Source organism: Nitrospirota bacterium, from assembly GCA_016214385.1.
Lineage (GTDB): Bacteria > Nitrospirota > Thermodesulfovibrionia > UBA6902 > JACROP01 > JACROP01.
Genome location: JACROP010000038.1, coordinates 1 through 5,101, shown reverse-complemented (window position 1 = coordinate 5,101; position 5,101 = coordinate 1). Strand labels below are relative to the sequence as shown.

6 protein-coding genes are annotated in these 5,101 nt (G+C 42.9%); 2 read left to right on the top strand and 4 right to left on the bottom strand.

Annotated elements, in window-relative coordinates; all coding sequences use genetic code 11:
* On the bottom strand, positions 1–194 hold a 194-nt coding region (locus HZC12_02580), incomplete at its 3' end, for a hypothetical protein (protein ID MBI5025615.1).
* 159 nt (positions 195–353) lie between these two features.
* On the opposite strand from HZC12_02580, the gene lsrF reads away from it, so the two are divergent.
* Both lsrF and HZC12_02570 read left to right on the top strand, forming a co-directional pair.
* Positions 354–1,142, top strand: a complete 789-nt coding sequence (gene lsrF, locus HZC12_02575) for a 3-hydroxy-5-phosphonooxypentane-2,4-dione thiolase (GenBank protein ID MBI5025614.1) — start codon at positions 354–356, stop codon at positions 1,140–1,142.
* Between the two features lie 5 nt (positions 1,143–1,147).
* Positions 1,148–2,173 carry an alcohol dehydrogenase catalytic domain-containing protein gene (locus tag HZC12_02570; GenBank protein MBI5025613.1) on the top strand — a complete coding sequence of 342 codons (1,026 nt, stop codon included), beginning with the start codon at positions 1,148–1,150 and terminating at the stop codon, positions 2,171–2,173.
* 34 nt (positions 2,174–2,207) lie between these two features.
* Here HZC12_02570 and HZC12_02565 read toward each other — a convergent pair whose 3' ends face one another.
* From HZC12_02565 to thiE, 3 genes are all read right to left on the bottom strand, one after another.
* Entirely contained in the window at positions 2,208–2,825 is a 618-nt protein-coding gene (locus HZC12_02565) for a protein-L-isoaspartate(D-aspartate) O-methyltransferase (protein MBI5025612.1), read from the bottom strand.
* A 268-nt stretch (positions 2,826–3,093) separates the two neighbouring features.
* A complete protein-coding gene (locus HZC12_02560; protein MBI5025611.1) occupies positions 3,094–4,218 on the bottom strand; it encodes a branched-chain amino acid ABC transporter substrate-binding protein in 1,125 nt (374 codons plus the stop codon).
* Positions 4,215–4,892: a thiamine phosphate synthase gene (gene thiE, locus HZC12_02555; GenBank protein ID MBI5025610.1), complete on the bottom strand. Its 678-nt coding sequence runs from the start codon at positions 4,890–4,892 to the stop codon at positions 4,215–4,217. The genes HZC12_02560 and thiE overlap by 4 nt, the downstream gene beginning before the upstream one ends.
* Positions 4,893–5,101 lie beyond the last annotated feature (209 nt).

Here is a 5,101-nt window from a genome sequence, read left to right as displayed (position 1 = left end):
TTATCCCATTTTTTAAACCAGGTGATGTCTTCTGCCATATTAGCCCAGAATTTTTCGGGTTCTTCAAAAGATTGTTTATAAAGCCTTTCGTATTCTGACGGATCTTTTATATGCGCCTTTTTCTGAAAATCCCCTGGAGGGGGGAAAATATTGTGCTCTCTTAAAAGTTCGTATGTTGATTTCTTCTCAGACATTTATAAGCCCCATTACAACAATTTTTTCCTGCCCACAATTTTACTACTTTGCTTGCCATGAGTCCAGAATAAATTTCCTATTTTAAGCGGACAGTAATATATTGTGATATAATAGCCTCCGAGTTATCAAATAACAGATTACAAAGGAGGTATTATTACATGGATTGGGGAATGAAAAATCGTTTATCGCAGATAATCAAATCAGATGGTAAATGCTTATTTTTACCTATTGACCATGGATATTTTCTTGGCCCTACATCAAAATTAGAGAAACCAGGGGAGACTATAAAACCCCTTCTTCCATACTGCGATGCCCTTTTTGTTACCAGAGGGGTATTACGTTCATGTGTGGAACCTAACAACAGTGTGCCCATTATTTTAAGGGTATCTGGAGGAACAAGCATTGTGGGAAAAGACCTGGCAAATGAGGGCATCACTACCTCTATAAAAGAGGCAACTAGACTCAATGCCTCTGCTGTTGGTATGTCTATCTTTGTGGGGAGTGATTATGAACATCAGACGCTACTAAATTTATCAAGACTTGTGGATGAGGCTGAAGAGTATGGCATTCCGGTAATGGCGGTTACTGCAGTTGGTAAGGAATTGGAAAAGCGTGATGCCCGTTACCTTGCCTTATGCTGCAGAATTGCTGCTGAACTTGGTGCAAAGGTTGTAAAGACATACTGGTGTGAGAATTTTGAGAAGGTGGTAAATAGTTGCCCTGTCCCTGTTGTTATAGCAGGCGGACCAAAAGTTGACACAGAACTTCAGGCGCTGGAATTTGTTTATGACGGAATGCAGAAGGGTGCCATTGGTGTCAATCTTGGAAGAAACATCTGGCAGAATGAACACCCTGTAGCCATGATCAAGGCTATCCGCGCCGTTATCCATGAAAAGGCAACAGCAAAAGAGGCAAACAAGATATACGAAGGTGAGAAAAAGAAGTAAAGAATATGCGTGTGGCAGTCTACTATAACAACATGGATGTGCGTATAGAGGAAATGCCAACCCCTGTTATTAAAGCGGGGGAGATGGTGGTAAAGGTTATGGCAAGTGGCATCTGTGGTAGTGATGTGATGGAGTGGTATCGAGTAAAAATGGCGCCCATTGTGCTAGGCCATGAGATTTCAGGTGAGGTTGTTGAAATAGGAGGTGGCGTAGAGCAATATAAAAAAGGAGACAGGGTTTTTGTGTCTCACCATGTCCCATGCAATACATGCAGATACTGCCTTAATGGTCATCATACAGCATGTGATACTCTTCATAAGACGAATTTTGATCCTGGTGGATTTTCAGAATACATACGTGTGCCGAAGATAAACGTTGACCGCGGCGTTTTCGTCCTTCCGGACAACGTAACTTTTAGCGAGGGGACATTTATAGAACCGCTGGCGTGTGTTTTAAGGAGTCAGAGGCTTGCAAACATACAGCCCGGGCAGAGCATTCTTATCATGGGAAGCGGCATTTCTGGACTGCTCCATATCCACCTTGCCCGATGCCTCGGTGCAGGGCGTATAATTGCGACAGATATAAACGAATATCGCTTGAATGCAGCAAAAAAGTTTGGGGCTGATACAGTGATAAATGCCAGAGGAGATGTGCCTGCTCTTTTGCTCAGGGCAAATAAGAACAGGCATGCAGACCTTGTGATAATCTGCACAGGGGCCATGCCTGCCATGCTTCAGGCGCTTCGGTCTGTTGACAGGGGAGGAACAGTGTTGTTCTTTGCAGTGCCAGAGCCGGGTGTTAACATCCCTGTCCCTATGAATGACCTCTGGCGCAATGAGATAAAGCTAATAACCTCTTACGGTGCAAGCCCTGCGGACATTCAGATGGCAATAGACCTGATAAGCAATGGAAGGGTGAATGTTAATGAGATGATTACTCACAGATTAAGCCTTTCTGAGGCAGGAGAAGGTTTCAGGCTTGTTGCAAAAGCAGATGAGTCAATTAAAGTCATAATCGAGCCGCACAGATGACACCTCAGTTACCCCGAAGTGTCGGGGCAACGACCTATCTTCTTTTCTCTGCCTCTCCAATCATAGGCACAAAGGCAACCGGGCCCATCTGAGTAACATCAAGCTCACCTTTTTTCTTTGTTGCGAGGGTAAGGGTCTGATAGTACACTGTGCTTCCGAGGGGGATAATTAACCTGCCGCCTTCTTTTAATTGTTTGATTAATGGCGGAGGGATATGGTTTGCCGCTGCAGTTATGATTATTGCATCAAAAGGCGCATATTCTTGCCACCCAAAATAGCCGTCAGCATATTTAACTTTGATATTCTTATACCCGAGTTTTTTCAGTAATTCTTCTGACTTCTCTGCAATGCCCTTTCTTATCTCGATTGTATAGACCTCTTTCACAAGCTCTGCAAGAACCGCTGCCTGATAACCTGAACCTGTGCCTATCTCAAGTACCCTGTCAGTGGGTTTAAGTTTTAATCCCTCTGTCATAAGGGCTACAACATAGGGCTGGGATATGGTCTGGCCTTCTCCTATTGGTAGCGGATAGTCGCCGTATGCTTTTTTCTCAAGGTCTTTTGAGACAAAGAGGTGCCTCTGTATCTTTAGCATGGCATCGAGGACATTTCTGTCCTTTATACCCCTGTGCTCAAGCTGTTCCTTTACCATCTTTTCCCTTCTGGAGGCATGATCATTGCTTTCGGCGGCTGGATTAGCAAGACCAAGAAGGAAAAAACCAACTATGGCAGGTGTAATCTTTTTCACTCGAGCCTCTTGCAAAGCTACTTAAACCACAGAGAAACAGAGGCACCGAGTAGGGGCGGGGTAACCCCGCCCCTACTTCCCATTTCCTATTTCTCATTTCCCAATTTATATCTCTGTGTCTCTGTGCCTGTTCTCTGTGTTGAGACTTTTCAATTCCTCGCGTTTGTATTATTTAAGGTTTCCAGTATTCTACAAACTTACCGTCTTTGGTAATCCACACAACATAAGGTGCAGCAGTGACATCGCCTTTTTTGTCAAATTTTATTTTACCGAGGGCACCACTGAATTCCATTGCATGGAGTTTTTCAATGATAGCTTTTCCATCAGTTGTTCCAGCTTCTTTTATAGCTGTCAGCAGTATATTTGTCGCATCATATGCATAAATAGAATAAGGGCCAAGCTCGCCAAATCTCTGCTGGTATTTTTCTATAAATGCCTTTGCTGTCGGGATATGCTTTGGGTCAGGGCTAAATGTTAAATAAGTGCCTTCAGCAGCCCTGGCACCAGCAATACTTATAAAGTTTGGGTCTATAACACCATCTCCACTCATAAATGGGACTGTTAATCCTATCTCCCTCGATTGCTTTACAAGAAGTCCGGCCTCTGGATATATCCCGCCAAAGAAGATAAGCTCGGGTTTTTTATCTTTAATTGAAGTCAAAACCATTTTGAAATCCTTATCTCCCTGCACAATACCACCATAATAGACGACCCCAACCTTATTGCCGAGAAATCTCTTAAACTCATCGGCAAGACCCTGACCATAAGTTGTCTTGTCATGGATGATGGCAATTTTTTTGAGTCTGAGTTGTCTCAAGACAAAATCTACTGCAACCATGCCCTGCTGGTCATCCCTCCCGCACACCCTGAAAACTCCGATATATCCTCTTTCTGTTAATAATGGATTTGTTGATGCAGGGCTTATCATCGGTATGCCTGACCTGTTATATACATCAGAAGCAGGTATGGAACAACTCGAATTGAAGTGGCCTATAGTACCAACCGCTCCCATAGTAACATGTCTGTTTGCAACGGCAACTGCCTGTTTTGGATCAGCCTGATCATCGCCGATGAGGAAGTCAATTTTTTTCCCTAAAACACCGCCTTTTTCATTCCACTCCTCAATAGCAATGATGACCGCATTTCTGAAATCCATGCCCATCTTTCCCTGTGGTCCAGTCATAGGACCTGCAATGCCTATTTTTATTACATCAGTTTTTTGGGGACACCCTGAGAAAAATGAAAGACTCAGTATCAGCAACAATGGTAGAAAAAATTTATAAAGCTTGGGGTTCATAATTTACCTCCTCTAACTCTCTGTGTCCTCTGTGAACTCTGTGGCTTATTTTTTATTACACTTAAAATCTCTCTCGTTTTTCCTTCAATATCAGGAGTTGAAAAAATACCCGAGGCAAGGGCAACTGCATCAGCACCGGCCTCCATTACAGCTTTAACACTGTCCATGGTAATGCCACCAACTGCAACTATTGGGATATTTATATGTGGCCTTAATCTTCGCAGTGCTTCAAGTCCCTTTGGTGGACCAGCGTCCTTTGTCTTTGTATGAAATATCGGGCCAAAACCAATATAATCTGCCCCATCATCTTCTGCTTTAAGTGCCTCATTAAGGTTGTGGGTTGAGATACCTATAATCTTTTCAGGGCCGAGTATTTTACGTGCTTCTTTAAGGGGCATGTCATCCTGCCCAAGGTGGACACCGTCGGCATCAACTGCAAAGGCAACATCAACATAATCATTTACAATAAACAATACATCATGCATAGCAGTTATTTTTCTCAGGGCTGTTGCCTCTTCATAGATGTCTCTCCTGGACATCAATTTCTCCCTCATCTGGATTATCTTTGCGCCGCCTGCTATTGCACGCTCTGCCATCTCCACATGACTTAGCCCTGATACGATTCTGTCTGTTATCAGGTATAACGCCCTTTTTTTTGTAAATAATTTATCCAAAATTAATCTTACTGCAAAAAAACTTTTTTCGCCACAGAGGACACAGAGCTATAATTTGGAGTGAAGTGTTGGAGTATTGGGAAAAAAAGAATACATCACTCCATTACTCCATTTTTCTCGTGAACTCTGCTTTTATTTATTGTTATACTTATCAAGGAAACTGGTGTTAAAACTGCCGTTTATAAAATCAGGATCATTCAGGACTTTCT